26 protein-coding genes, 1 tRNA gene, 1 pseudogene and 1 riboswitch are annotated in these 22,800 nt (G+C 68.7%); of the genes and pseudogenes, 13 read left to right on the plus strand and 15 right to left on the minus strand.

Going from position 1 to position 22,800, the window contains the following annotated elements; translation table 11 throughout:
* Positions 1–18 precede the first annotated feature (18 nt).
* From AC2SGK_RS07970 to AC2SGK_RS07985, 4 genes are all read left to right on the plus strand, one after another.
* Positions 19–642 (plus strand): TetR-like C-terminal domain-containing protein, encoded by a 624-nt coding sequence (locus tag AC2SGK_RS07970; protein WP_488323057.1) that lies wholly within the window; start codon positions 19–21, stop codon positions 640–642.
* A 101-nt stretch (positions 643–743) separates the two neighbouring features.
* A complete protein-coding gene (locus AC2SGK_RS07975) occupies positions 744–1,412 on the plus strand; it encodes a DUF1236 domain-containing protein (RefSeq protein WP_488323058.1) in 669 nt (222 codons plus the stop codon).
* A 541-nt stretch (positions 1,413–1,953) separates the two neighbouring features.
* Entirely contained in the window at positions 1,954–3,102 is a 1,149-nt protein-coding gene (locus AC2SGK_RS07980) for a GSCFA domain-containing protein (RefSeq protein WP_488323059.1), read from the plus strand.
* Positions 3,092–3,811 carry a hypothetical protein gene (locus tag AC2SGK_RS07985; RefSeq protein ID WP_488323060.1) on the plus strand — a complete coding sequence of 240 codons (720 nt, stop codon included), beginning with the start codon at positions 3,092–3,094 and terminating at the stop codon, positions 3,809–3,811. The genes AC2SGK_RS07980 and AC2SGK_RS07985 overlap by 11 nt, the downstream gene beginning before the upstream one ends.
* Before the next feature lie 182 nt (positions 3,812–3,993).
* Here AC2SGK_RS07985 and AC2SGK_RS07990 read toward each other — a convergent pair.
* The 5 genes and pseudogenes from AC2SGK_RS07990 to AC2SGK_RS08010 all read right to left on the minus strand — a co-directional run.
* Positions 3,994–4,418, minus strand: a pseudogene (locus tag AC2SGK_RS07990) (IS5 family transposase); the annotation flags it as partial.
* 7 nt (positions 4,419–4,425) lie between these two features.
* Positions 4,426–4,629 carry a hypothetical protein gene (locus AC2SGK_RS07995; protein ID WP_488323061.1) on the minus strand — a complete coding sequence of 68 codons (204 nt, stop codon included), beginning with the start codon at positions 4,627–4,629 and terminating at the stop codon, positions 4,426–4,428.
* Between the two features lie 409 nt (positions 4,630–5,038).
* The gene (locus AC2SGK_RS08000) at positions 5,039–5,473 is read right to left on the minus strand and encodes a hypothetical protein (protein WP_488323062.1); all 435 of its coding nucleotides are present in this window, start codon (positions 5,471–5,473) and stop codon (positions 5,039–5,041) included.
* A 51-nt stretch (positions 5,474–5,524) separates the two neighbouring features.
* On the minus strand, positions 5,525–5,854 hold the full coding sequence (locus tag AC2SGK_RS08005; protein ID WP_488323063.1) for a hypothetical protein: 330 nt from the start codon (positions 5,852–5,854) through the stop codon (positions 5,525–5,527).
* Positions 5,855–5,904: 50 nt separating this feature from the next.
* The gene (locus tag AC2SGK_RS08010) at positions 5,905–6,615 is read right to left on the minus strand and encodes a major capsid protein (RefSeq protein WP_488323064.1); all 711 of its coding nucleotides are present in this window, start codon (positions 6,613–6,615) and stop codon (positions 5,905–5,907) included.
* Between AC2SGK_RS08010 and AC2SGK_RS08015 the strand changes: the two genes are divergently transcribed.
* From AC2SGK_RS08015 to AC2SGK_RS08040, 6 genes are all read left to right on the plus strand, one after another.
* Complete coding sequence (locus AC2SGK_RS08015; protein WP_488323065.1) at positions 6,601–6,813, plus strand: hypothetical protein; 213 nt, start codon at positions 6,601–6,603, stop codon at positions 6,811–6,813. The two genes, AC2SGK_RS08010 and AC2SGK_RS08015, sit on opposite strands and share 15 nt — an antisense overlap.
* Positions 6,814–6,858: 45 nt before the next feature.
* A complete protein-coding gene (locus AC2SGK_RS08020; RefSeq protein ID WP_488323066.1) occupies positions 6,859–7,041 on the plus strand; it encodes a hypothetical protein in 183 nt (60 codons plus the stop codon).
* Between the two features lie 3 nt (positions 7,042–7,044).
* A complete protein-coding gene (locus AC2SGK_RS08025; protein ID WP_488323067.1) occupies positions 7,045–8,262 on the plus strand; it encodes a hypothetical protein in 1,218 nt (405 codons plus the stop codon).
* A 160-nt stretch (positions 8,263–8,422) separates the two neighbouring features.
* Positions 8,423–8,959: an N-acetylmuramoyl-L-alanine amidase gene (locus tag AC2SGK_RS08030; protein WP_488323068.1), complete on the plus strand. Its 537-nt coding sequence runs from the start codon at positions 8,423–8,425 to the stop codon at positions 8,957–8,959.
* A 1-nt stretch (position 8,960) separates the two neighbouring features.
* A complete protein-coding gene (locus AC2SGK_RS08035; RefSeq protein ID WP_488323069.1) occupies positions 8,961–9,374 on the plus strand; it encodes a hypothetical protein in 414 nt (137 codons plus the stop codon).
* Positions 9,375–9,426: 52 nt separating this feature from the next.
* Positions 9,427–9,675: a hypothetical protein gene (locus AC2SGK_RS08040; RefSeq protein ID WP_488323070.1), complete on the plus strand. Its 249-nt coding sequence runs from the start codon at positions 9,427–9,429 to the stop codon at positions 9,673–9,675.
* A gap of 57 nt (positions 9,676–9,732) precedes the next feature.
* Here the strand turns inward: AC2SGK_RS08040 and AC2SGK_RS08045 are convergent.
* The 4 genes from AC2SGK_RS08045 to AC2SGK_RS08060 form a co-directional block, all read right to left on the minus strand.
* Positions 9,733–9,809, minus strand: a tRNA-Arg gene (locus tag AC2SGK_RS08045).
* A gap of 47 nt (positions 9,810–9,856) precedes the next feature.
* Entirely contained in the window at positions 9,857–10,609 is a 753-nt protein-coding gene (gene tpiA / locus AC2SGK_RS08050; RefSeq protein ID WP_488323071.1) for a triose-phosphate isomerase, read from the minus strand.
* A 57-nt stretch (positions 10,610–10,666) separates the two neighbouring features.
* Entirely contained in the window at positions 10,667–11,038 is a 372-nt protein-coding gene (locus tag AC2SGK_RS08055; RefSeq protein ID WP_488323072.1) for a HesB/IscA family protein, read from the minus strand.
* A 73-nt stretch (positions 11,039–11,111) separates the two neighbouring features.
* The gene (locus AC2SGK_RS08060; RefSeq protein WP_488323073.1) at positions 11,112–11,468 is read right to left on the minus strand and encodes an SUF system Fe-S cluster assembly protein; all 357 of its coding nucleotides are present in this window, start codon (positions 11,466–11,468) and stop codon (positions 11,112–11,114) included.
* 127 nt (positions 11,469–11,595) lie between these two features.
* Between AC2SGK_RS08060 and tgt the strand changes: the two genes are divergently transcribed.
* Both tgt and AC2SGK_RS08070 read left to right on the plus strand, forming a co-directional pair.
* A complete protein-coding gene (tgt, locus tag AC2SGK_RS08065; RefSeq protein ID WP_488323074.1) occupies positions 11,596–12,726 on the plus strand; it encodes a tRNA guanosine(34) transglycosylase Tgt in 1,131 nt (376 codons plus the stop codon).
* Between the two features lie 67 nt (positions 12,727–12,793).
* Positions 12,794–12,927, plus strand: a riboswitch (FMN riboswitch).
* A 72-nt stretch (positions 12,928–12,999) separates the two neighbouring features.
* Positions 13,000–13,470 carry a 6,7-dimethyl-8-ribityllumazine synthase gene (locus tag AC2SGK_RS08070; protein WP_488323075.1) on the plus strand — a complete coding sequence of 157 codons (471 nt, stop codon included), beginning with the start codon at positions 13,000–13,002 and terminating at the stop codon, positions 13,468–13,470.
* On the opposite strand, the gene AC2SGK_RS08075 is transcribed toward AC2SGK_RS08070, so the two are convergent.
* From AC2SGK_RS08075 to AC2SGK_RS08100, 6 genes are all read right to left on the minus strand, one after another.
* Positions 13,452–15,104, minus strand: coding sequence for a glycerol-3-phosphate dehydrogenase/oxidase (locus AC2SGK_RS08075; protein WP_488323076.1), 1,653 nt, complete (start codon positions 15,102–15,104; stop codon positions 13,452–13,454). The genes AC2SGK_RS08070 and AC2SGK_RS08075 overlap by 19 nt on opposite strands.
* Positions 15,101–16,594: an FGGY-family carbohydrate kinase gene (locus AC2SGK_RS08080; RefSeq protein WP_488323077.1), complete on the minus strand. Its 1,494-nt coding sequence runs from the start codon at positions 16,592–16,594 to the stop codon at positions 15,101–15,103. The genes AC2SGK_RS08075 and AC2SGK_RS08080 overlap by 4 nt, the downstream gene beginning before the upstream one ends.
* Before the next feature lie 114 nt (positions 16,595–16,708).
* Positions 16,709–17,659: a D-ribose ABC transporter substrate-binding protein gene (locus AC2SGK_RS08085; protein ID WP_411839071.1), complete on the minus strand. Its 951-nt coding sequence runs from the start codon at positions 17,657–17,659 to the stop codon at positions 16,709–16,711.
* Positions 17,660–17,756: 97 nt separating this feature from the next.
* Positions 17,757–18,794: an ABC transporter permease gene (locus tag AC2SGK_RS08090; protein WP_042245462.1), complete on the minus strand. Its 1,038-nt coding sequence runs from the start codon at positions 18,792–18,794 to the stop codon at positions 17,757–17,759.
* Between the two features lie 21 nt (positions 18,795–18,815).
* Positions 18,816–20,321 (minus strand): sugar ABC transporter ATP-binding protein, encoded by a 1,506-nt coding sequence (locus tag AC2SGK_RS08095; protein WP_488323078.1) that lies wholly within the window; start codon positions 20,319–20,321, stop codon positions 18,816–18,818.
* The gene (locus tag AC2SGK_RS08100) at positions 20,318–20,971 is read right to left on the minus strand and encodes a DUF2291 family protein (RefSeq protein WP_488323079.1); all 654 of its coding nucleotides are present in this window, start codon (positions 20,969–20,971) and stop codon (positions 20,318–20,320) included. The genes AC2SGK_RS08095 and AC2SGK_RS08100 overlap by 4 nt, the downstream gene beginning before the upstream one ends.
* 268 nt (positions 20,972–21,239) lie before the next feature.
* Here AC2SGK_RS08100 and AC2SGK_RS08105 point away from each other — a divergent pair, with 268 nt between their 5' ends.
* Positions 21,240–22,799, plus strand: coding sequence for an FGGY family carbohydrate kinase (locus AC2SGK_RS08105; RefSeq protein WP_488323080.1), 1,560 nt, complete (start codon positions 21,240–21,242; stop codon positions 22,797–22,799).
* The last annotated feature ends 1 nt before the right edge of the window (position 22,800 follow it).

Consider the following 22,800-nt stretch of genomic DNA (forward strand, 5'->3'; position numbering starts at 1 on the left):
CATATAGGAGGGCTTACGTTGGAACGCAACCGTTCCGTCGGCGTGGTGAAACGGAAGCCGTCCGGGGCGGCCCTGCCCAATGCCGCGCTGACCGAGGCGCTGCACCGCGCCTTCTTCCGGGAATGGGCCGAGCGCGGCTTTGCGGCAATCAGCCTGGAGCGCGTCGCGGCGCGGGCAGGGGCGGGCAAGGCCGCCATCTATCGCCGCTTCTCGTCGCCGCAGGAGTTCGCCGCGGCGGCGGTCACAGCGCTTGGCCTCGGCGTCGCCATGCCCGAGGATCGCGGCAGCCTGCATGCCGATGTGCTGGCCTTCCTGATGCGCCTGCGGGCGGTGCTGCGCCATCCGGTGATCCGGCGCATCCTGCCCGACCTTCACGCCGAGGCCGCCCGCTCCACCGTCATGCGCGCGCTGAACACGACCGTGGCCGAGGCGCGCCGGGCGCAGGCGCAGGTCCTGCTGGACCGCGCCATCGCCCGCGGAGAGCTGGATGCGACGGTGGACCCTGACCTGGCGCTGGACCTGCTGCCGGCGGCGCTCTACTGGCGGATGGTCGTCCTGGGCCGGACGCCCACGCGCGCGCAGGTCGCGGCTGAGGCCGATGCGGTCGTGGCGGCGCTGCGGGCGGCCGCGCCCCCGTCATGACCGGCGCCGGGCGAAAGTCAAGGGGAACCGCGGCGATCGGTACGGTGTTGTTTGGACAGCTTGAAGACGACCCTGATACGAACAGCACAGCGAGCAATATCATGAAGAAACTGGCAATCGGCACCACTCTGGCCGCCCTGATGATGTCGGGCGCGGCCTTCGCCCAGACCTCCGCGACCGTGTCCACCGACCTCAACGTCCGCTCGGGGCCGGGCGTCCAGCATCCGGTCATCGGCGCGATCTCGACCGATGCGGACGTAACAGTCGAGGGCTGCATCGACAGCGCGAACTGGTGCAAGGTGGCTTCGGGCGACCTGCAGGGCTGGGCCTATGGCGACTATCTGAACGTCAAGGCGGGCGACGAGGTCGTCTCCCTCTATCCCAACCGCGAGACGGTCGGCGTCGCCATCATCGAGGCCCCCGCCGATGACACCGACACCGGCCAGGACGTGGCGGTCGGCAGCGTCGGCGGCGCCGCCATGGGCGCGCTGATCGGCGGTCCGATCGGCGCGGTCGCGGGCGCCGCGATCGGCGGCACCAGCGCATCGGCCGCCAATGTCGAGCCGACCGAGGAGGTCACCACCTACGTCACCACGAACGCGGTCGAGCCGGTCTATCTGGACGGCGAGGTCGTCGTCGGCGCGGGCATCCCCGAGACGGTCACGATCTACGACATCCCGGAGCAGCCGGACTATCGCTATGCCCAGATCAACGGTCAGACCGTTCTGGTGAACCCCGAGAACCGCAAGATCATCTACATCTACCGCTGATCGGGCGTCATGCCCTGATCAGGTGACAGTCTGACTGCGGCGACCCGGCGTCGATGCCTTCCACAGCGGAAGCCATTGCGCCGGGTCTTTGCATTCGGGGCACCCGCGGCGGGGAAGGGGCCGCCCGCGCGTCGGTTCGGGAGCGACACGGCCCGGCGGGTCGCGCTGGGCCTGCATGTCGGACCGGTCCTGCCATCGGCGGCCGGTGCGACCGGAGCGGTGCGGCGCAGGCCCGTTAGACATCCCCGACTTCTTTTCTGGACAGAGGCAGGATCGACGTGGTTACGTCGGAATCACTGACATCACGCTTATTTGAACAGTGAGGGTATTGGACAGTGACCGGTCATTTCTGGATCGACCGCTCTCACGGTACCGGATGTCCGTCCGGAGCGGCTGCCTGTCGATGCGGCGCGGCGCGGTTCCCTCTCTCCCTTTCGGTTCCGGTCAGACTGACGACCGCCGGTTTCCCGTTGCCGACGGCCTCGGGCGCGACGCGGGCACTCTGCGACCCGCCCGTTTGCGGCAAGGGTCGGAGGCAGCCGTGCCGGGGGACGCGGCGGCGTGGTCGGGGCATGGGATCGGCTTTATCAACGAGGTGACCGCAATGGCCACGAACCCCTACACGAAACTGCCTGCGGAAGCCTATTGGCGGACCGGGGTCGCGCGTCACGCCGGGTCGGGGCGGGTCCTGAAGGGCCTGTGGCGGCCGGGCGCTGGCATTAGCTCAGGGCATGGGTTCCTGACGGTCGGTTCCTGCTTCGCCCAGCATATCGGCCGCGCCCTTGCCGGCGCCGGGCTAAACCGGATGCTGGTCGAGAGGGCGCCCGGGTTCCTTCCGGCCTCGATGCATGAGGGGTTCGGCTTCGGCGTCTTCTCGTTCCGGGTCGGGAACGTCTATACCGCGGCCATGCTGCTTCAGTGGCTGCGATGGGCGAGCGACCCCGCCTCGCAGGACCGCGAGGTCTGGAGCGACGGCACCGTCTTTTTCGACCCGGTGCGGCCCGGCATCGAACCCGGCGGCTTCGAGACGGTCGAGGATCTCTGGGCCGCGCGCGACGCAACCCTGGCCGCGATGCGCAGGGGGATCGCGGAGGCCGACGTGCTGATCTTCACCCTGGGCCTGACCGAGATGTGGGTGACTGCCGATACCGGCCTGATCCTTGCCAGCTGCCCCGGCACCCAGGCCGGAGCCTTCGACGCCGAGAGGCACCGCTTCGCGAATGCGGGCTTCGCGTCGGTGTCCCGCGACCTGGAGCAGATCCGCGCCATCCTGCGCGAGATGAACCCGGACATCCGCCTGCTTCTGACCGTGTCTCCGGTCCCGCTGACCGCGACCGCCGAGCCCGGGGCGCATGTGCTAGTATCGACGGTGCAGTCCAAGTCGATCCTCCGGGCGGCCGCCGGAGAGATGGCCCGGAACCATGACGACGTCGACTACTTTCCCTCCTACGAGATCGTGTCCCACCCCGCCTTGGCCATCGACATGTTCGAGGCGGATCGGCGCGAGGTGCGCCGGGATGCGGTGGCCTTCGTGATGCGGCATTTCCTGGACGGCCTCGGGGTCGCGCAGGCGGGGACGGACGCGCCGGAGGCGCCCGACGCGGCGATGCAGGAACGGGTCGACCACGCCTTGGCCCAAGGCGATGCCGTCTGCGACGATCTGGAACTGGACCGCTTCAATGAACACTAGGCCCGAACGTACCCATATCGAGGCTGCGATCATCGGCGATTCGCACGCCATGGCCGTCTGGAAGCACCTGGCACCGGGGATCGTGTTCCGCCGCACGATGACGGCGCCGGCCAAGCATTTCGACGGCCGTTTCTTCGCCGCGTCCGAGGGCGGCCTCCGCATTACCGCCGACGGTCTGAGCGCGGCCTTCCCGCGCGCGACGGCCGAGGTGATCACGACGATGACCCTCGCGCGACAGCGCCTGGACACGCAGCTGCAGGCGATCATCGAGGCGGGGCTGCCGGTGATCTCCTCCCTTGGGGCCGCAAGCTATCGCTTTGCCCGGCGCGTCGCGGCATCGGCCGAGGACGGCATGCCGGGGGCGTCGGGTCGGATACTGCGCGCGGCCGCCGCCGCTCACGTCCAGCATTTCGTGGCCTTCCACGAGGCCCTGAGGGCGCATGTGCCGGCGGTCACCTTCATGCTGGGCGCCTGCCGCTATCCGCCGGACCAGAAGGCGGCCTGGCTGGCCCATGACCAGGTGATGATCGACGGGCTGGCCGCCGCCGGTATCGGGATCATCGACACGCGCCAGGCCACCGGGGATGCCGAGCTGCGGATGCTGCCGGAGTTTGAGGCCGATGACGCGCTGCACGGAAACGCCCGCTGGTGCGAGCTCGTCGCCGACAGGATCCGCGGCGTCGTCGGGGCGGAGGTCGTGGGCGTCTGACCGCCGGTGGAGGCGTCAGCACGGCGGGATGGCCGGAGTGGCACGATCCTGTGCCGCAATCAGAGGAAGATGGTGCGCCTGAAGGGGCCGCGCCATCTACGCAGGATCGGCGGCTTGGCAAAGATAATGCGCTTTTGGCGTCGCGCGTACTTTCAAGGACTAGCGTCCAGACTCATTGAATTTCACAGCCGGAACAGGACGGTTGCGGCGAGCATGATCACCCAGAAGATCGTTTTCGGGCACCGATCGTACCGGGTTGCGACACGTCGCCAATCCTTGAGGCGGCCGAACATGATCTCAATGCGGTTGCGCCATTTGTGCCGCCGCTTGTCGTATTTGACGGTCTTCTGCGGGACTTCCGTCCGGGGATGCAGACCTTCATCCCCTTGTCTTCCAACGCTTCTCTGAAACAATCGGCGTCATGGCCTTTGTTGGCCAAAAGCCGACCCGCCTTTGGCACGCTGCCCAGAAGCGCCGCTGCGCCGGTGCAATCACCCACCGGACCGGCACACATGTAGAACCCGATTGGCCGCCCCTTGGCCTTGGTAACCGCGTGCGACCGGGTGTCCATGCCACCTGCGGTTCGCCCGATCCGACGCCCCCACCCCCTTTATTCAGCCATATGCGCCCACCTCGACCTCGTAAAGCAGCGCCGTGCCGCCCGGCTGCAGGGGTGCGACGCGGGTGATCTCGTGCTGCCCATCCGGCAGGGTGATCCTGTCTCCCATATGGAGCGACTCGCTATCGGCCGCGATCATCAGCACCCGCACCGATCGGGGGATCAGCGCGCCACCATCATCCCGGTTGTAGCGGGTCATGGCCGTGTCCTCGATCACGGTCGCCGGGAAGGTCTGCGTGACGGGATCGGCTGGGCCGTCCCATTCGTAACGCGGCCCGGTGGCGGTGCTGCGGGTCAGCGTGGCGGTATAGCCGACCTCGGCCGTTGCCTCGGCCGCGATGGTCTGTCAGCCTTCCATGGGAGCGCCTTTGGGGAGCGTTCAACAACTATTTGAATATAAATAAAAATATTCTTTTATGCTGCGCCCAATCACCGGCACTGATGGGTGTTTCGGTGGCAGGGTGGAAGTACATAGAAATGCCAAATCAGAAGTGGCACCGATGGCAACTGAAGAAAAAATGACCGTGTATCGCAGGATCAGTGGCCGGTTCCGCACCAACGAAGATTACGTTTTGGAGCAACCGGGCCTCCTGTAATGCTGCGGCCTACTATCCCCCAATCGACCTCACGATCACCCCCTTTCCGGTCGGCCAGATGAGGCCCCCGAGCAGGCCCTTGATCGTCGCGATGCGCAGGACGAAGGTATCCGGCACGCTGTCGTCGCCGACGCGCTCCCAGGTCACCTTGCCCACGCCGATCAGCACCTTGTCGGTGGCCGGGATCGAGACGGGCGACAGGGCACCGGGCTTTCGGGCCTCGATGACGACCGCCTCGACGACGGCCCGTTTTACCGGCGCCGGGCTTGTCCCCTCGGGCCATGCCGCGCGCCAGCCGCTCTTGAAGCGGGACGCGACATAGCGCTGTCCCCGCATGATCGCGTGCCGCTGCAGCGTGGCATCGGTCGGCCAACCTGCCGCGCCGCCGACTGCGATGTAGGCCGTGGCCTCGGTCTCCGTCATGACCGAAACGGTGAAGTTGAGCATGTTGCCTCCTGCGCTTTGGATGGCGACCGACGCGCGGCCGCGCACCGAAGGTCAGGCCTTCGCCGTGGTCTTCTTCGCGGCTTCGTCGGCCGCCTTCTGCACCTTGATCGCCGTTTCGATCTTTTCCGGGGTGCTGCGGGGCTCATGGCCCTGCGGCGGATAGCTCTCGGCGCGGTAGCCAGCCGCGACGTATTCCTCGACGGTGGGGCCGGGGTTCTGGCCGGTGGCCCAGTCCTTGCCCTCGGTCTCCTCGCCCACGATCGCGCGTTTGTTCAGCAGCAAGGCCAGGATCCGGTCGCCGGACACGGGAACGATGGTGCCGACCCCGACGGGCTTGCCGTTCTTGTTGTGGTAGCCGGGCTTGTTGATCTTCAGCGTCATGGGTGCTCTCCCTGGGTGGAGGGCAGGGCCTCGACGGCCACGCCCGATAATCACGGCGTCGACACCGCGACGGCGAGATTGCCATCGGCGTCGGGCTTCAGTTCGACCGCGGCGGCGGCCAGGGTGACGAAGTTGTAATCGTCCTCCAGGTTCGCCCGGAACTGCACGCGGGTGGTGACCGGCATTGCGTTCAGCACCTGCAGCATGCGGCGATCCGTGACGCAGGCGATGATCTGGCCAGGAGCCAGCGTCGGCGCGGGCATCAGGGCCGCAATGCCCTCGATCTCGCGGATACGCTGCGCGATGGTCTTCGCGTAGTTCGCTGCATGGTCGGTGTTGGTGGCATAGAACTCGTCGGCCGCGTTCAGGTAGACCGTCACCAGCGCCCAGACGTTCGCGTTGCGCAGCAGTTTGATGGTCGCGGTGATTTTGATGGTCGCGGTGATCTCGCCGGTTTGCGACCCGATCAGGATCTTGGCCGGGACGCCGAGGGAGGCCGCGAAGGACAAGAGCGGGATCGCGTGGAGATGCTCCGGGCTGGGCAAGGTGACGTTCAGCGTCTTGGCCTGCATGCCCTGCAGCATCGGCAGCTCACCGAAGCCGCGCTGCCATTCCTCGACCTGGTCGTTCATCGCGTCGGCCAGCTCGTCGGCCGGCACGCCCGCCTGCCCATTGTCACCGACGGCTTCGCCGGAGGTGGCAAGGCGTCCACCGGGATCGAGCTGGCCTTGGGCCGCAGCCCGGACGTGGCGATCAACCACAGCGCCAAGGCGCTGGCCCTACATGCCGCCAACCACCGCGAGTCGCTGCATCTGGACAGCAACATCTGGGGCGTGGACCCGCTGGCGGTGACCAAGGGCCGCCATGTCGGCCTGCTGTGGGCCAGCCCGGATTGCAAACATTTCAGCAAGGCCAAGGGCGGCGCGCCGCGCGACCGCAACATCCGCGATCTGGCCTAGGTCGTGGTCCGGTGGGCCGAGTTCGTCAAGCCCGACGTGATCTGCATGGAGAACGTTGAGGAGTTCGTGACCTGGGGCCCGGTCAACAATGACGGCCAGCCGATCAAGGCTCTTGCGGGCCAGACATTTGAGCTCTGGATCGGGCGGCCGAAGAAGGCCGAAGATAAGGTCCAGTGGCGCGATCTGCGGGCATGCGAGCATGGCGCGCCGACGATCAGCAAGCGCTAATTTTTGGTCGCGCGGCGCGACGACCGCCTGATCGTCTGGCCAAAGCCCACGCACGGCAACCCGGCCTCGGCCAAGGTCCGCGAGGGCAGGCTGCTGCCTTGGGTCGGTGCCGACACCTGCATCGACAGGTCGCTGACCTACGCCTATGCCGATGGCAGCCCCGCCAAGCGGGTTCTTCTGCCCTACCATGTTGCGCCTGCCGTCCAATCTCTCGCGGGTGGCTGGAGCTTCAATGAGGGCGATGCGGTCAACATCGTCATTCCGTTCACGGCGTTCCACTCGGGCAACCTCGGGCCGCACACCTATGCCGTCACGGCGCCGGGCCTGACCGTGACCGGCAACGGAACGACCGAGGTGCAGATCACCGGCACGGCTTCGGCCACGCAGTCGATCACGATTGCCGCGACGAACATCGAGGGTCAAACGACAACCGTCACCCGCACGATCACGGTCCAGGAGGTTCCCGAGCCCGGCCCGGCGCCGGCTTACACGTCCTGGACCGGTCCTGGATGGTTCGATATGTCCGACGACAGCACGCTTACCCTCTCTGGGGGCCAGGTGACGGCGATCGCCAACAAGCGAGCGGGCGGCGGCGGACTGACAAGTCAGGGCACGCCAGCGAACATCACCAGGGCCGGCGCCGCTGTCCGTCTGACCCGGCTGGCATCAGCCGGTGGGCTGACCATGCCTCGCCTCGAAGCCCCGGTCGCTTCGCCGGTCTCGCAGCTGTTCCAGGGCGACGACAAGCCGTTTACGATCTATGCGGTCTACACCCCGCTGGATACCAACACGGGTTACGTCTGGTCGGCGTCGGGGCCTGTGGGTGAGACGGACGGCCAAGGCGTCGCTGCCATCCGCCGCACTACGGCGGGCAGCATCCGACGGAAGCACACCGGCACCAACAACGACGTGAACTTCGGAACGGGCCAGCCCGCCAACACCCGCCGGGTTCTCGCCGTGCGCTTCACCGGGACGAGCGTGACCATCTGGGACAACTCCCTGACCAAGGCCGTGGCCGACGCTCCGCAGAACACGGCTGCGATGGGGAGCACGCTGGCATTCATGCTTGGCGCGCTGCGCGACAACGCTGGCGCCTATGCCGGCACTCAGTCCAGCACCGACTACTTCGAAGTGGTCGTGGAGAACGTGGTCCACTCCGATGCCGATGATGTGCAGGCAATCTCGGACCTGGCCGCGAAGTGGGGCGTCGCTCTATCGTAACGGATGATGCCGGTCGTTCGACCAACGCTATCTGACCCTCCATCACCGATTTCCATTCCCGTCGTCAGCGCCATCGCACCCAGCAATAGCTGGCCGAAACGCTGATTCTCTCCCGCTCAGGTCAGCACCTGCGGCGGGCTTTTCCGCATTGGAGAAAGCCATGACCAACAGCCCCATCCGAAGGATCGTGCTGCACTATTCTGCGACCTATCCCGACCAGGATCTGGGCGTGGCCGACATCGACAAGATGCACCGCGCCCGCGGCTTCAGCAGCGTGGGCTACCACTACGTCATCAAGCGCGACGGCACCGTCCAGAAGGGCCGACCGGACAGCGTAGTCGGCGCGCACGTCAAGGGCCACAACACCGGCAGCCTCGGCATCTGCTGCATCGGCGGTATCGAGCGCGCCACCGGGCCGAACGTCGGCGTCGACAACCGCACCGAGGCGCAGAAGGCCGCGACCGTGACGCTGATCCGCGACCTGCTGGCGAAGCACCCCGGCGCCCAGGTGGTCGGCCACCGCGATCTGGGTCCGACCCAATGCCCCGGCTTTGACGTGCGGTCGTGGTGGGCTGCGGCCAATGCCCGGCCCCCGGTCGTGGACGCCGCGCCGCCCGCTATCGGAAAGCCGATATCGACCCCCAACCCCATCGCCGCGCTGTTCGCGTGGCTGTCTCGCATCCTCGGAGGAAAGTGACATGACACCCATCGATAGCATCCAGAATATCGTCCAACCGATCATGGTCGAGCTGCTGCTGACGCTGATCCTCGCCGTGCTGGCGTGGTTCCTGCGCCTGCTGCCCGAGCGGTTCCGCGTGGACATCGAGGCGAAGCACCGCGCCGCGCTTCATTCGGCGATCGACACCGGCGTGGGCCTGCTGATCGACACCATGCAGAAGCACCCGACCATCGCCGCGCCTGACATGGCGATCGGCACCGTGCTGGATTACGTCGAGCGGTCGGTGCCGGACGCCTTGCGCAAGCTGGCCCCGTCGCGGGCGCAGCTGGAGCAGATGGCGCGGGCCAAGCTGCAGCAGCAGGTGGACGCCATGATCGGCCGGGACCGGCTGACCGAGGCGCTGCAGCAGGCCGGGGCGCCGGTCGGACAATAGCCTACTTGCGTGATGTTCTCTTTCCGTTCTATCTGAGCGGAAGGAGACTGCCATGGCTCACTTTCACCAGCCTCAATTCCCCGAGAACCAGGCGCTGTTCATCATCTGGTGCCGGGACCCGAACTTCGGGCGGTATACCCTGGCCGCCGGCTCGTTGAAGGCTATGTGGGCCGCGTGGGATGTTCTGCAGACGGAGTGCCCCCGCGCGGATCTGACCATGCAGCAGGGGGCGCGCGTCTTGGTCAGTCGCGCGCCGCTGATTGCGGTTAGCAACCCGTCTATCGATGCCCGGAAGGGTTAGTTGCGAAGGGGATTCGGCGCTATCTTGTGCCGGAAACTGTGCCAAAATCGCTGAAAATGGTGCACCCGAAGGGATTCGAACCCCTGGCCTCTGCCTTCGGAGGGCAGCGCTCTATCCAGCTGAGCTACGGGTGCACGCAGCGCCTGATTAGCCGCTGAGGCCGAGCGGTGCAATGGTGAAATTAGGCGCCCGCCGCGTCCAGCGCACGGATGATAGGGACGAAATCCGCAGCCTTCAGGCTGGCGCCGCCGACCAGCGCGCCGTTCACATGCGCGATCGCAAAGATCTGGGCCGCGTTCGAGGGCTTGACGCTGCCGCCGTAAAGCAGGCTGACCGACGCCCCATCGGGCAGGCGTTCGCTCAGCCGCGTGCGCAGCAGGGCGTGGACCTCGGCGATCTGGTCGTCGGTGGGGGTGCGGCCGGTGCCGATGGCCCAGACCGGCTCATAGGCGATGACAGTGTTGGCGGCGGTGGCGCCGGCGGGCAGAGATCCGTCCAGCTGCCCCGCGATGACGTCCAGCGTGCGGCCCGCATCACGTTCGGCCTCGGTCTCGCCCAAGCAGACGATGGCGGTCAGGCCGGCGGCCAAAGCTGCCTCGGCCTTGGCGCGGACGGTGGCGTCGGTCTCGCCGTGATCGGCGCGGCGTTCGGAATGACCCAGGATCACATGCGTGGCGCCCGCGTCGCGCAACTGCGCGGCCGCGATGTCGCCGGTATGGGCGCCCGACGCGGCGGCGTGGCAGTCCTGTCCGCCGACATTCAGATCGCCCGCCGCGACGCGCGCGACCATCGGGTGGATCAGCACGGCGGGGGGGCAGATCAGCACCGCGCAGGAGGCCTCCTCGGCGGCCTCGACCATCGCGTCCAGCTGCTCCAGCGCGGCCAGATCGCCGTTCATCTTCCAGTTTCCAGCCGCGAGTTTCCGAACCGACATCCTGTCCTCCTGACGTTGCGTCGAAGGCTTAGCCAGAGCGTGCGCCGCTGGCAACCGTCAGCTTTGGGCGCGGCTGCCCTCCAGGGGCGCGAAGGCCACGGATTCACCGCAGCCGCAGCTGTCGGTGACATTCGGGTTGCGGAAGCGGAAGCCCTGCTCCAGCAGGCCGGTCTCATAGTCGATCTGGGTGCCGAACAGATACATCTGCGCCATGGGCGCGATCAGCACGCGGGCGCCGTCCAGTTCGACCACCTCGTCGTTGGGCGTGGCGGTCTCGGCCAGCTCCATCGTGTATTCCATGCCCGCGCAGCCGCCCTTCTTCAGCCCGATGCGCAGGCCGTAGGCGTTCTTGCCCGCCATCAGCTGCGCGATCCGCGCGGCGGCGGCGGGTGTGATGGTGACGGGCGGCGTACCGGGCAGCGAGAACATGGCGGTGATCCTTTCGGGGGGTCACTGAAACATAGTCATCCGGGGGGCGCGGGTTCAAGCCTGCCCCCGGCGATCACATGAAGCCCAGCTCCAGGCGCGCCTCGTCGGACATCATCTCCATGCCCCATTGCGGCTGGAAGGTCATCTCGACATCGACCTGCTTGACGCCGGGCACGGCCTCGACGGCGTCGGCGACCCATCCGGGCATCTCTCCGGCGACGGGACAGCCCGGCGCGGTCAGGGTCATGATCACCCGCACCTCGGAGGCGTCGTTGATGTCGATCGTGTAGATCAGGCCCAGATCGTGGATGTTGACCGGGATCTCGGGGTCATAGACGGTCTTGCACGCCTCGACGATGGGCTCGTAGAGGGGATGGTCGGTCGAAGACGGCGCGATCAGCGGCGCGCCTTCCATCAGGGGTTCGGTCATCGGTGCATCCTTCAATTCCGACCGATTATATAGGGCACCGGCCGCCCGCGGTCCAGTGGCGGCCCGCATTGCGCCGGGCGGGGGGCGGCGCTACAAGCGGCCGGTTCCAAAAGGCTCGGGCGGACCCATGACCACGCGTTTCGACTTCACCCTCCAGGCGACCGACGGCGCCGCGCGCACCGGCGTCATCGACACGCCGCGCGGCCAGATCCGCACCCCGGCCTTCATGCCGGTGGGGACGGCCGCGACGGTCAAGGCGATGCTGCCCGACAGCGTGGCGGCCACGGGCGCGGACATCCTGCTGGGCAACACCTATCACCTGATGCTGCGCCCCGGCGCGGAGCGTGTCGCGCGGATGGGCGGGCTGCACCGCTTCATGAACTGGTCAAAGCCCATCCTGACCGACAGCGGCGGGTTCCAGGTGATGTCGCTGTCGGGCCTGCGCAAGCTGACCGAGGAGGGGGTGACCTTCTCCAGCCATGTGGACGGCTCCAAGCATTTCCTGTCGCCCGAGACCAGCATGGAGATCCAGCGCCTTCTGGGCAGCGACATCGTCATGTGTTTCGACGAATGCCCCGCGCTGCCCGCGACCGAGGAGGCGGTGGCGGCCTCCATGCGCCTGTCGATGCGCTGGGCGCAGCGGTCGCGCGACGCCTTCGGCGACCGTCCGGGACATGCGCTGTTCGGCATCATGCAGGGCGGCGTCACCCGCGAGCTGCGCGAGGAGAGCGCGCAGGCGCTGCAGGCGATCGGCTTTGACGGATACGCGGTCGGCGGCCTGGCCGTGGGCGAGGGGCAGGAGGCGATGTTCGGCGTGCTGGACTATGCCCCCGGCTTCCTGCCGGTGGATAAGCCGCGCTATCTGATGGGCGTGGGCAAGCCCGACGACATCGTGGGCGCGGTGCAGCGCGGCATCGACATGATGGATTGCGTGCTGCCCTCGCGGTCGGGGCGGACGGGTCAGGCCTGGACCCCGCGCGGTCAGGTCAACATCAAGAACGCCCGCCACCAGGACGATCCGCGTCCCCTGGACGAGGATTGCACCTGCCCCTGCTGCCGGGGCTATTCGCGGGCCTATCTGCACCATGTCTTCCGCGCCAAGGAGATGATCAGCGGTATGCTGCTGACCTGGCACAACCTGCATTACTATCAGCAGCTGATGGCGGGGCTGCGCGAGGCGATCGCGGCGGGGCGTCTGGACGCCTTCGTGGCCGAATTCCACGCACGCCGCGCGGAAGGCGATATCGAGCCTGTGTGACGTCGCGGATTTGGAAGGATTTTCCCCTTCCGGGTCTTGGCGCCGCCGGGCGGGGCGGCTATCTTGACGAAGTTCTCAGGGCGGGGTGCAATTCCCCACCGGCGGTGACAGCCCGCGAGCGCCCCCTGCCATGGCAGGGGGGTCAGCAGATCCGGTGAAATTCCGGGGCCGACGGTATAGTCCGGATGGAAGAGAACCGTCCCGTGCGCCACCCCGGCGTGCGTGGTGGTATGCCTTGGGGGCCTGACGCAACTTACGGAAGGTTCCTGAAAGATGACCCAATCTCCCCGTATCGCCTTCATCAAGGCACGCTGGCACGCCGATGTCGTGGACCGCGCGCATGAGGGTTTCCTGACCCAGGCCGCCAGCCTGATCCCCGGCGCCCAGATCGAGGCCTGGGACGTGCCCGGCGCCTTCGAGATGCCGCAGCTGGCCAAGAAGCTGGCTTTGACTGGCAAGTACGACGCCGTCGTGGCCGCGGCCTTGGTGGTCGATGGCGGCATCTATCGCCATGATTTCGTTGCGGGCGCCGTGGTCAGCGGCCTGATGCAGGCGGGCATGGACACGGGCGTGCCGGTGTTCTCGGTGTCGCTGACGCCGCACAACTATCAGGAGACCGAGCTGCTGACCGGTTTCTATCGCGAGCATTTCGTCAAGAAGGGCGCCGAGGCCGCCCATGCGGTCGCGCAGATGCTGGCCGTCGAGGGGCGTCTGGCCCGTCTGGATCAGGCCGACGCGGCCTGATCCATCCGCAGGCGGTGCCGCGTCAGCAGCATCGCCTGTGTCTCCCTGACTTCGCGGTCGCGCCGCGTGGCGTCCCAGTCCAGCGCCGCCGCGCAGAGATCGGCGATGCGCGCCAGATCGCGGGCCGACAGATGGCCGGTGACGGCCAGCGCGGTGCGGCGCATGACCAGATCGGCCAGGGTGCCGACCTGTTCGTTGCGGATGATCCAGTCCAGCTCCTGTTCGCTGTGATCGCTGTCGGCCAGCATGGTGGGCGCCGCGCCTTCGGCCGCGAGGATCGCCGCCGCCGTCGTGCCGTAGCGCGCCAGAAGATGGCGCGCGCGGGCGGGCGCGGCCAGGCTGCGCCGGGCCGCATCGTCGCTCCACGCGCCCGCATCGGCCGGGTAATCGCGGCCACCGCCGATGGGCAGCCTGTCGGTGGCGATGCGGCGGGACGCGTTCAGGCGCGCCAGAAGATCGTCGGCGACCTCCTCGGCAAAGCCGCGGAAGGTGGTCCATTTGCCGCCCACCAGCGCGATGATCGGCCAGCGGCGGTCGGCGTCGGGGGCGATCTCCGGCGCGGAATGGTCGCGGCTGATCAGGCCGGGATTGGCCGCATCCGAGGCGGGCAGGGGGCGGATGCCGGAATAGGCATAGACGATCTGGCTGTCGTCGAAATGCAGTCCCGGCAGCAGGCCGCGCAGCGCGTCGAGGAAATAGGCGATCTCGGCATCGTCGCAGGCCACGTCGTCGGGGTCGTCGGCGCGGATGTCGGTCGAGCCGACCAGCGCGCGGTCCAGATAAGGGAAGACCAGGCAGATGCGCCCGTCATCGGCCTCGAAATAGATCATGCGGCCCTTGAGCGCGGCCAGCAGTTCGGGGTGGTCCAGCAGAATGTGAGAGCCCTTGGTGCCGCCGATCATCCGCGTGGGCGCGCCAAGCGCCGCGTTCACCCGGTCGATCCAGGGACCGGCGGCGTTCACCACGATGCGCGGACGCAGGGACAGTGCGCCCTGCGGGCCGGTCAGGTGGATGACGTCGCCGTCGGTGCCGGTCAGCGCGGTGTGGTTCAGCGCGCGGGCGGCGGGGTTGGCGCGCAGGCCGTCCGCGACCAGCTCCCAGACCAGCCGTTCGGGCAGGGTGACGGCGGCGTCGTAATACTGGCCGGCGGCCTTGATGCGCGGGTTGAGGGGCGGAATCTCGCGAAGCGCACGCGCGCGCGACCACAGCTGATGGCGCGGCATCACCCTGTGGCGGCGGCCGTAGAAGTCGTACATCGCCAGCCCCGCCTTCATCAGCACCGCGCCGCGGCTGCGGGGCGCGGTGGTCGACCCCATCAGCGTGCGCAGCGCCGGCCCGATGCCGCGCAGCCAGGAGAAGATCGGGATGACCGTGGGCAGCGGCCTGACCAGATGCGGCGCGTTCTTGAGCAGCAGGTTCCGCTCCAGCGTGGATTGCGCGACCAGGCGCAGCTCTCCGGTCTCGAGGTACTTGATGCCGCCGTGGATCAGGCGCGAGGGCGCGGCCGAGGTGCCGCCGCCGTAATCGGCCTTGTCCACGATCACGGCGTTGACGCCCTGTTCGCACAGGTCGCGGAACAGGCCCGCGCCGTTGATGCCCGCGCCCAGGATCAGCACGTCGATGTCTTGGGTCATGGGATGTCCTGCAAGGCCTCGATCTGCGGCCAGAGTGGGGCCATGGCGGCGGCGATGTCGGTAAAGACCGCGTAGCGGCGCGCCATCTCTGCGGCGCGGGCGGGGTCGGGGTGATGGGTGGTGCTGATCGCGCCCATGTCGCGCGGGTCGTGGCGCGGCGAGGCGAAGAGGCCGACCCCCGCGCCCGCACAGAGCGCCGCGCCCCAGGCCGCGGCCTCCTCGGTCGCGCTGGTGGTCACGGGCATGTCCAGCACATCCGCGAAGAGCTGCGCAAAGACCGGTGCGCGCGAGATGCCGCCGGTCAGCCGCGCCGCCCCGGGGGCGAAGCCGTCGCGCAGGGCGTCGACGTGGTGGCGGTGGTTGAAGGCGATGCCCTCGATCACGGCGCGCAGCATGTCGCCGCGATCCTGCCAGCCGCGCAGGCCGAAGAAGCCCGCGCTGGCCTGCGCTCCGTGGGGCGAGCCGAACAGGTAGGGGTGGAACAGCGCGCTGGAGGGGCGGGCCAGGGCGGCCTCGATCTCGGGGATGACGCGCAGATGGGCGGGCTGGTCGCCCCCCTCGCGGCACAGGCTGTCCAGGAACCAGTCGTAATTCGCGGCCGATGCCGGAGAGATCGACATGGCGTTCCATTCGCCCCGCGCGATGCCGTTGCGGCAGAACCAGCGCGGATCGGACAGGGGGCGGTCTGTGACGGTCTCGTTGATGGAATAGGTGCCGGCGACGATGGCGACGCAGCCCTGACCGTAGCCGCCCGACCCCAGGGCCGATGCGGTCACGTCATGCAGGCCCGCCACGACCGGCGTGCCCACGGCCAGGCCGGTCAGGGCGGCGGCGTCTGCCGTCACATGGCCCACGATCTGGTCGGGCAGGGCGATCTCGGGCAAGGGCAGGCCCGGCAGGCCGAAGATGCCGGGGATGTCGGGGGCGAAGCCTTGGGTCGCGACATCGGTGAAGGCGGTGCTGGCCTCGGTCAGGTCGGTGCCGATGCGGCCGGTCAGCCGATAGGTCAGCCAGTCCTTGCAGGCCAGCACATGGCCGATCGCGGCAAAGCGGGCGGGGTCATGATCGCGCAGCCACGCGAGGATCGCCGACGGCGCCGAGGCATGGGGCATCTGCCCCGTCCGCGCCAGCGCCCGCGCGGCGGTGCCGTCGGCGGCCCAGCCATCGGCGATGCCGCCCGCGCGGCTGTCCAGCGACAGGATGCCCGGCCCCAGGGGCGCGCCCGCCTGGTCCAGCAGATAGAGCCCGTCGCCATGCGCGGTCGCGGCGACGGCCGCGATGTCGCGGGCCGGGCGGCCGCAGGCGGCGACGGCCTCGGCCACGGCGGCGGCGGTCTGGTGCCAGAGGTCGTTCATGTCGCGTTCGACATGGCGCGGCTGCGGTATGGCCTGCGCCACCCGCCTGCGCGCCGTGGCCAGCACGCGGCCGGTCGCGTCGAAGACGACCGCATTGGTGACGGTCAGACCGTTGTCAATCCCCAGGATCAGCATGGCGGGGCGGCGAAGGGGGACATGGCGGGCCTCCGGGCGCGTCGGGTCGAGGGGCGGAAAGGGATCGGGCGCGACGATGCGCGCCCGGCCCGGTTGCGGATCACCGTGAGGGGATCACTGCGACAGCGTGAAGGCCGCGGTGTAGCTCTCGACGTTCTCGGGGGTGATCAGCAGGCAGTCGAACAGCTGCTTTTCGGCATCGGCCCCGGTCTCTCCGGTCTTGATGAAGTTGTCGGCCTGACGGACGGCCTCCTCGGCGAAGACGGCCACGGGCTGCAAGACGGTATAGGCCATCTCTCCGGCCTTGACCGCCTCGACCGCGTCGGGCGAGCCGTCGAAGCCGCCGACGGTCACGGCTTCCAGCTTGCCGGCCTCCTTCAGCGCGGCGATGGCGCCGAGCGCCATCTCGTCATTGCCCGAGATCACGCCGGTGATGTCCGGGTTCGCCTGCAAGAGCGACTGCATGCGCTGATAGCCCTGGGTGCGGTCCCAGTTGGCGACCTCCTGGCCGACCTTCTCGAACTCGGGGTACTGGCTCAGGACCGTCTCATAGCCGTTCGAGCGGGTCTGGGCGTTGTTGTCCGAGGGGTTGCCGAACAGCTCGACGAACTGGCCGCCCTCCTCGCCCATGGCCTCGACCCAGGCCTGCGCGCCCAAGGCCGCGCCCTGCGCGTTGTTCGACACCAGCTGCGCCTTGGCCAGGCCCTCCTGGTTGATCTCGGCGTTCACCAGGAAGACCGGGATGCCCGCATCGACGGCCTTCTGGACGGCACCGACCGAACCGTCGGCATTGGCCGGGTCCAGGATGATCGCGACCGACTGGTTGGTGATCGCGGTGTCGATCAGCGTGCTCTCGGTGTTGGTGTCGCCGCGATGGGCGGCCACGTTGGCGGTATAGCCCAGCTCCTCGGCGGTGGCCTTGGCGACCTCGCCCTCGGTGAACCAGTAGGGGTTGGCCGGATCGTTCACGATCACGGTGATCAGCCCCTCGGCCCAGGCCGATCCGGCCATCAGCGGCACGGTGGCCACGGCGGCCATCAGCATCCGGCGCGTCATCTTCATCATTTGGTCTCTCTCCCTTGGTGTGGTGATCCTGCCCGGTGCGGGGCAGTCTTTCCGCGCGCCATCCCTGTGGCGCGCGGGGAAGGTCGGGGGCAGGGCCTCACGTCTTGCGCGTGCCGCTGCCGTATTGAAGCGAGTTCATCAGCACGGCCAGCACGATCACTGCGCCCGTGAACACCGTCTGCCAGTAGGAGCTGACCCCGATGATCACCAGGCCCGCCGACAGGAAGCCGATGACGAAGGCGCCCAGCATCGTGCCGCGCACGTTGCCGCGCCCGCCGGTCAGGGCCGCGCCGCCGATCACGACCGCGGCGATGGCGGTCAGTTCATACGCGTTGCCCGCCGTGGGCCCGGCCGAGGTCAGCTGCGACGCCAGGACCAGCCCCGCGGCGGCGGCCAGCGCGCCCGACACCATGTAGACGGTGATCTTGACCCGCTTGACCGGCACGCCGGACAGCTCCGCCGCGCGTTCGTTGCCGCCCGATGCGTAAAGCCAGCGCCCGAAGGCCGACCGGCCCAGCATCAGCCCCGCGGCGATCGCCACGACCGCCAGCACGATCACGCTGATGGGCACGCCGCCGATGCGGTAGAAGCCCAGCCAGTTGAAGCCGGTATTGCCCAGGGCCTCGGACCCGCGCAGGTTGTTGTAGGTCAGCCCGTTGGTCATCAACAGCGCGATGCCGCGCGCCACGTACATGACCCCAAGCGTCGCCACGAAGGGCGGCACCTTGAAGATCGCGACCAGCACGCCGTTGACCGCGCCCACGGCCGCGCCCACGCACAGCGTCAGCACCACGACCGCCCAGACCGGCGGATACAGGATCACGCCAAGCGCATCCAGTTCGACCCCCTGCATCATCGCGCCGGCGACCACGCCCGACAGCGCCAGGATGGAGCCCACGGACAGGTCGATCCCGCCGTTCAGGATGACCAGCAGCATGCCGATGGACAGGATGCCGAAGATCGCGACCTGGCTGGACATGATCAGCAGGTTCGACAGCGTGAAGTAGTTCGGCGACAGAAACGAGAAGACCGCGATGATGGCGATCAGCGCGAAGAAGGCGCGCCCTTCCAGCAGCAGGCGGCCCAGATGGAACTGGCGGCCTTTCGCGGGGGCGGTCGTGGTGGTTGCGGACATGAGTTCCCTCCCTCGGGCGCGTCAGGCGGCCACGGACTCGCCCGAGGCGGCCATGATCCGGTCCTTGGACACGGTGCTGTCGAATTCGGCCGTGATGCGGCCCTTGTGCATGACGATGATCCGGTGGGCGATGGACAGGCATTCGCTGACCTCGGAGGTGGAATAGACCACCGCCAGCCCGGCGCGCGCGCCTTCCGCCAGCAGGCGGAACACCTCGGCCTTGGCGCCGATGTCGATGCCGCGCGACGGCTCGTCCAGCAGGATCGCGCGGGGCCGGGTGGCCAGCATCTTGCCGATCACGACCTTCTGCTGGTTGCCGCCCGACAGCGACCCGATGGGGGCGCCGCCGCCCGATGTCTTGACCGTCACGCGGCGGATGCTGTCGTCGATCAGGTCGCGTTCGGCGCGGCTGCTGGTGAACAGCCCCCGCGTGAAGCGCGCGATGGAGGCCAGCGACAGGTTCTGACCCACGCTCATGGTCTGGACCAGGCCGTCGCGCTGACGGTCCTCGGGGACCAGGGCCAGGCCGCGGGCGATGCGCTCGCCGATGGAGAGCTGGCTGATCTCATGGCCCTCCAGCACGATCTGGCCGCCGGTGGCGCGCAGCCGCCCCGCGACGGTCTCCAGCAGTTCGGTGCGGCCCGCGCCCATCAGGCCATAGATGCAGACGATCTCTCCGGCGCGCACATCCAGGTTCAGCCCGCGCACCAGGTCCTGGCCGGTGGCGTCCGGGACCGACAGGTCGCGGATCGACAGGGCGACCTCGCCCATGGTGCTGTCGGGGGGCGAGCCGAGGTCATAGTTCTCGCCGACCATGTTGCGCACGATCCACTCCAGGTCGATGTCCGCGCGCGGCGCATAGGCGGTCATCACCCCGTCGCGCAGCACCACCGCATGGTCGGTGATGGTCAGCGCCTCCTCCAGGTGGTGCGAGATATAGACGATGCTGACGCCCCGCGCGGTCAGGTCGCGGATGACCTTGAACAGCACCTCGACCTCGGAGGCCGACAGGGCGCTGGTCGGCTCGTCCATGATCAGGATGCGGCTGTCCACCGACAGGGCGCGGGCGATCTCGACGATCTGCTGCTGGCCCAGACGCAGGTCCTCGACCAGGGTCGCGGGGTCGATCCGCTCCTCCAGCTCCTCCATCAGGGCGCGGGTCTGGCGGTCCTCCTCGGCGTAATCGACGCCGAAGGGGCCCATGATCTCGCGGCCCATGAAGATGTTGTCGCGCACTGACAGGTTCGGGGCCAGCGACAGCTCCTGGTGGATGATGGAGATGCCGCGGTCGCGCGCGTCATTGGCATTGGCGAAGGCGACGGGCTGGCCGTCCAGCACGATCTGGCCCGCGCTGGGCTGGATCACGCCCGACAGGATCTTCATCAGCGTGGATTTCCCCGCGCCATTCTCTCCGAACAGCGTGGTGACCTGGCCGCGATGGATGTCGAAGTTCACGCCCTTCAGCGCATGGACCTGCCCATAGGATTTCGCCACATTGCGGGCGGCCAGGACGACCTCGGCGCTCATTGGACCTCCAGCGCGACGGGGGTGATCAGCCAGTTCGACGGGTTGATCAGCCGGAACGCGCCGGTGACCGTCAGCGTCCGCCCGGCCAGGTTGGCCGTGTCGATGGGGGCCAGCACCTCGGCCGCCATGGCGCGGTTGATGCCCGATCCGGCGTCCTGATATTCGATCTGGTTCTTGAAGGCGCCGAAGGCGATGTCGCCCGGCGCGTCGCGCAGGTCGGTGCCGTTGATCGCGGGGCCGGTCTGCACGCGCACGCGCAGATCCTCGGGCAGGCCCTCGACGGTCAGCGGATAGACCCCGGCGCGCGGCTCCCCGGCGGTGCCGGTCACGGTGACCATCATGATCGCGCCGGTCGATGCGGGCGTGCCGTATTCGGCGATGGCCGCGTCCTGGTCGGCGGCGATGGCGGCGGCCAGGTCGGCGGCGGGCACGGCGCGTTCGATCACCGCGTCACGGATGCGCGGGAATTCCTGCGTGCCGTAGCTGTCGGGCGAGAAGGCCTGCTGCCGGGCATCGGCCTCGGAGCCCACGCGCACCACCGTGGTGTCCAGCGCGATGGCGCCAAGCACCGCGACACCAAGGACGGCGGACAGGATCAGGCCGCGGCGGCTGGGTGCGGGGGCCTTGGGAGCGTGGGTGCTGTCGGTCATGAATGGGCCTCGGGATGGGTCAGGGGGCGCGGCGTGGACCGGCCAGGAACCCGGACGGGCGGCATGGACATGCTGTCGGTCATCCTCATCCTCCCGGCCTCCCCTCCGGTCGATTCGCGCCCTGCGATGCCGCGATTGCGGCGAATCCGCGCATCACAGCGGGTGCAGCGGCGACCAGCTTAGATGAAATAAATTGCGCTGTCCGTAAAAAAATACGTTTCGCGCGCCGGGATCGTGATATAGGTGACGGCCAAGGGATGGAGGCACCATGGTGGACAGGCAGCGCGACGTGCTGATCGGCATCGACGCCGGAACCTCGGTGATCAAGGCCGTGGGGTTCGATCTTTCCGGGCGTCAGCTGGGCGCTGCGGCGGTGCCGAATCGCTATGCAACCGGGGCGGGGGGGCTTGTCACGCAGGACATGACCCGGACCTGGGACGACTGCGCCGCGGCCCTGCGCGGGTTGGCGGATCACATCCCGGAGCTTGCGGCGCGCACGGCGGCGCTGGCGGTGACCGGGCAGGGCGACGGCACCTGGCTGGTCGGGCGCGACGGGCCGGTGGGCGACGCTTGGCTGTGGCTGGACGCCCGCGCGGCCCCGACCGTCACACGGCTGGGCCATGACCGCGCCCGGTTCGAGGCGACCGGCACCGGGCTGAACACCTGCCAGCAGGGCGCGCAGATGGCGCATATGGATGCCCATCACCCCGACCTGCTGGACCGGGCCGAGGTCGCGCTGCACTGCAAGGACTGGCTCTATCTGAACCTGACCGGCGTTCGGGCGACCGACCCGTCCGAGGCCAGCTTCACCTTCGGCAACTTCCGCAGCCGCGCCTATGACGACGCGGTCATCGCGGCGCTGGGCCTGACGCACAGGCGCGGCCTGCTGCCGCCCATCGTGGACGGCACGCAGGTGACCCATCCGCTGAGCGCGGATGCCGCCGCCGCGACGGGCCTCCTGGCAGGGACGCCGGTGTCCCTGGGCTATGTGGACATGGTGATGACCGCGTTGGGCGCGGGCGTGCTGGGCGGGGCGGGGGACGTGGCCTGTTCGACGGTCGGCTCGACCGGGGTGCATCTGCGCGCGGTCACCGCCGACCGGGTGCATCTGAACGATCAGGGCACGGGCTATGTCATCTGCCTGCCGGTGCCGGGCGTGGTCACGCAGGTCCAGACCAACATGGCGGCGACGCTGAACCTGGATTGGGTGCTGGGCCTGGCGGCGAGCATCCTGTCGGACATGGGCCAGCCGGTGACGCATCGCGACCTGGTCGCGCGGCTGGACGGGTGGCTGGGGCAGGCGGCGCCGGGGCAGATCCTCTATCACCCGTACATCTCGGACGCGGGCGAACGCGGCCCCTTCGTCGATGCGGATGCGCGGGCGGGGTTCACGGGCCTCTCGGCCGGGCACCGCTATCCCGATCTGGTCCGTGCCGTGGCCGAGGGGCTGGGGCTGGCCATGCGTGACTGCTATGCCGCGATGGGGCCGCTGCCATCGGAGCTGCGCCTGACCGGCGGGGCCGCGCGCTCGCCCGCGCTGCGCGCGATCCTGTCGGCCTGCCTGGGCGCGCCCGTCCGCGTGTCCGACCGCGACGAGGCCGGGGCCGCGGGCGCCGCGATGATGGCCGCCGTGGCCATCGGCGCCTATCCCGACATGCGCGCCTGCATCGACGCCTGGGTCACGCCGCTTCTGCGCGTGCCCGAGGCCCCCGACCCGCATCTGGCCGCGACCTATGCGCGGCTGTTCCCCGCCTTTGCCGCGACCCGCGCCGCCCTGCCGCCCGTCTGGGCCGCCCTGGCGCGCGCCCGCATCCCGACCGGAGAGTGAC

It is taken from the genome of Paracoccus sp. NIOT.M2S5SZ12 (genome assembly GCF_057748165.1).

Excerpts from the sequence above, each read along its gene's own strand:
- AC2SGK_RS07975 (WP_488323058.1), top strand. The coding sequence starts at position 744 with ATGAAGAAACTGGCAATCGGCACCACTCTGGCCGCCCTGATGATGTCG.
- AC2SGK_RS07985 (WP_488323060.1), top strand. The coding sequence starts at position 3,092 with ATGAACACTAGGCCCGAACGTACCCATATCGAGGCTGCGATCATCGGC.
- AC2SGK_RS07995 (WP_488323061.1), bottom strand. The coding sequence starts at position 4,629 with ATGACCCGCTACAACCGGGATGATGGTGGCGCGCTGATCCCCCGATCG.
- AC2SGK_RS08000 (WP_488323062.1), bottom strand. The coding sequence starts at position 5,473 with ATGCTCAACTTCACCGTTTCGGTCATGACGGAGACCGAGGCCACGGCC.
- AC2SGK_RS08005 (WP_488323063.1), bottom strand. The coding sequence starts at position 5,854 with ATGACGCTGAAGATCAACAAGCCCGGCTACCACAACAAGAACGGCAAG.
- AC2SGK_RS08020 (WP_488323066.1), top strand. The coding sequence starts at position 6,859 with ATGGAGAACGTTGAGGAGTTCGTGACCTGGGGCCCGGTCAACAATGAC.
- AC2SGK_RS08030 (WP_488323068.1), top strand. The coding sequence starts at position 8,423 with ATGACCAACAGCCCCATCCGAAGGATCGTGCTGCACTATTCTGCGACC.
- AC2SGK_RS08035 (WP_488323069.1), top strand. The coding sequence starts at position 8,961 with ATGACACCCATCGATAGCATCCAGAATATCGTCCAACCGATCATGGTC.
- AC2SGK_RS08040 (WP_488323070.1), top strand. The coding sequence starts at position 9,427 with ATGGCTCACTTTCACCAGCCTCAATTCCCCGAGAACCAGGCGCTGTTC.
- tpiA (WP_488323071.1), bottom strand. The coding sequence starts at position 10,609 with ATGTCGGTTCGGAAACTCGCGGCTGGAAACTGGAAGATGAACGGCGAT.
- AC2SGK_RS08055 (WP_488323072.1), bottom strand. The coding sequence starts at position 11,038 with ATGTTCTCGCTGCCCGGTACGCCGCCCGTCACCATCACACCCGCCGCC.
- AC2SGK_RS08060 (WP_488323073.1), bottom strand. The coding sequence starts at position 11,468 with ATGACCGAACCCCTGATGGAAGGCGCGCCGCTGATCGCGCCGTCTTCG.
- tgt (WP_488323074.1), top strand. The coding sequence starts at position 11,596 with ATGACCACGCGTTTCGACTTCACCCTCCAGGCGACCGACGGCGCCGCG.
- AC2SGK_RS08070 (WP_488323075.1), top strand. The coding sequence starts at position 13,000 with ATGACCCAATCTCCCCGTATCGCCTTCATCAAGGCACGCTGGCACGCC.
- AC2SGK_RS08075 (WP_488323076.1), bottom strand. The coding sequence starts at position 15,104 with ATGACCCAAGACATCGACGTGCTGATCCTGGGCGCGGGCATCAACGGC.
- AC2SGK_RS08080 (WP_488323077.1), bottom strand. The coding sequence starts at position 16,594 with ATGCTGATCCTGGGGATTGACAACGGTCTGACCGTCACCAATGCGGTC.
- AC2SGK_RS08085 (WP_411839071.1), bottom strand. The coding sequence starts at position 17,659 with ATGATGAAGATGACGCGCCGGATGCTGATGGCCGCCGTGGCCACCGTG.
- AC2SGK_RS08090 (WP_042245462.1), bottom strand. The coding sequence starts at position 18,794 with ATGTCCGCAACCACCACGACCGCCCCCGCGAAAGGCCGCCAGTTCCAT.
- AC2SGK_RS08095 (WP_488323078.1), bottom strand. The coding sequence starts at position 20,321 with ATGAGCGCCGAGGTCGTCCTGGCCGCCCGCAATGTGGCGAAATCCTAT.
- AC2SGK_RS08100 (WP_488323079.1), bottom strand. The coding sequence starts at position 20,971 with ATGACCGACAGCACCCACGCTCCCAAGGCCCCCGCACCCAGCCGCCGC.
- AC2SGK_RS08105 (WP_488323080.1), top strand. The coding sequence starts at position 21,240 with ATGGTGGACAGGCAGCGCGACGTGCTGATCGGCATCGACGCCGGAACC.